This is a genomic window from Rhodococcus sp. 06-221-2 (assembly GCF_002258365.1).
Lineage (GTDB): Bacteria > Actinomycetota > Actinomycetes > Mycobacteriales > Mycobacteriaceae > Rhodococcoides > Rhodococcoides fascians.
In genome coordinates, this window is the sequence record NZ_NOYJ01000007.1 from 1 (window position 1) to 1552 (window position 1552).

Here is a 1552-nt window from a genome sequence, read left to right on the forward strand (position 1 = left end):
AGCCGCTCTCATATGGAGGTCGGCCTGTCAACGACGGCATGGTGAAGCGGTGGCACGCACCGTCGTGTGTGCCACCGCTTCCTGTTGCCGGGATGGTGATCGATGCGAGTGGGAGGTGAGCGTGTCGTAGTGTTCGACGCGTCGTCAACTCTCATATACGCGGGTTGGTTACCGCAGGACGGACTGTTTCGGCTGGAGTGGATCGCAAGTCTATGAGTCGAGCGTGATCTCAACGCGCAGTTGAGGATTGCTCATAGGCGGCTAGCGGGTCACTCCCAGACGCTCGGCCACATCCCACATCGTCGTCGACCGTTCATTCCGGACATCTATCCCGACGCAGATCGCTACTTCGGCGTCGGAGCTTCAGTCATTCCTCGAGCGTGGCCAACGACCAGCACCAGCCGGCCAGCTCTCGTGCGATCCCGGCATTGGCGACCACCGCACGTTTACCGCGTTCGTCGAAATGTTCCCACCGTGCGTGCAGCCGCCGGTTCGCTTGATGCCCTCGCGCTTTGGCTTTGGGAGTCGACGCCTTCCACCGTGCCACCAGTTCACGCCCCGGCCGATACGGCTTGCGATGATGCCAGGCAGCCTCGACCAGCAGTCGGCGTACGTGAGCATTGCCGGTTTTGCTGACACCGCCCTGCGACCGGGATTCACCGGAAGAATGCTCGGTCGGGATCAACCCGACGAACGCACCGATCGAGCGGCCGGTCAACCGGTCCCACTCACCGATCTCCGTCGCCAAACCGAACGCTGTCAACGTCGCCACCCCACGAAGGCACCCCAGCCGGGTCACCACCGGAGTGAACGACGAATGCGCAGCCATGTCCGCGATGGCGGTATCGAGACGATTCCGGCGTTCGGTGGTGGCGATGACGGTCTCGTAGGCGGTGTCGTAGGTGATCTGCAGTGCACGTGAATCGAACCGCTGGCGACGTAACCACAGATCGTGGGCTGCGGTCCAGGGTTTGCCGCCGCTGTAGATGATCCCTTGACGCAGCAGCACATGTGTCAGGCGATGCTGTGCGGACACCAGATCGCCGCGGCAGTCCTCCCTCGCTCGCACCAGATCACGAGCGGACTCCTGCTCGGTACTCGGAATCAGAACCGGCACAATAGAACTCAAATGAAGCAACCGAGCCAAATGCCGGGCATCACGGGCATCGGTCTTGATGCGGTCACCAGGGGGACGTTGAATTCTCGACGGTGCCGCCACCACACAATCGACACCGGCGGCCAACAGAAAACGGGCCAGACCGAAACCGGTCGGGCCCGCCTCGTAGACGACATGCACCAATCCTGGCAGCGAACGAATCCACTCCAGGATTTCTTTGTGATCAGGCGACATGCGACGCTCGAACAACTCGCCCGTCTCGCCATCCAAACCGCACGCCACCACCGATCGTGCGTGCACATCCAAACCAACACTCGTACGATGATTCTTCACTGGGGCCTCCCACATTTGTGGCTCTACCGGCCAGGACCCACTCCTGTCGGCAACCCACGCTTACATGCGGAGGGGCCCCAGCCAAGACCTCCATACCGTCTA

1 protein-coding gene is annotated in these 1552 nt (G+C 61.8%); it reads right to left on the reverse strand.

Annotation, left to right across the window (positions count from 1 at the left end; all coding sequences use genetic code 11):
- Nucleotides 1-367: 367 nt before the first annotated feature.
- On the reverse strand, nt 368-1450 hold the full coding sequence (locus tag CH281_RS04340) for an IS110 family transposase (protein WP_441347006.1): 1083 nt from the start codon (nt 1448-1450) through the stop codon (nt 368-370).
- Nucleotides 1451-1552 lie beyond the last annotated feature (102 nt).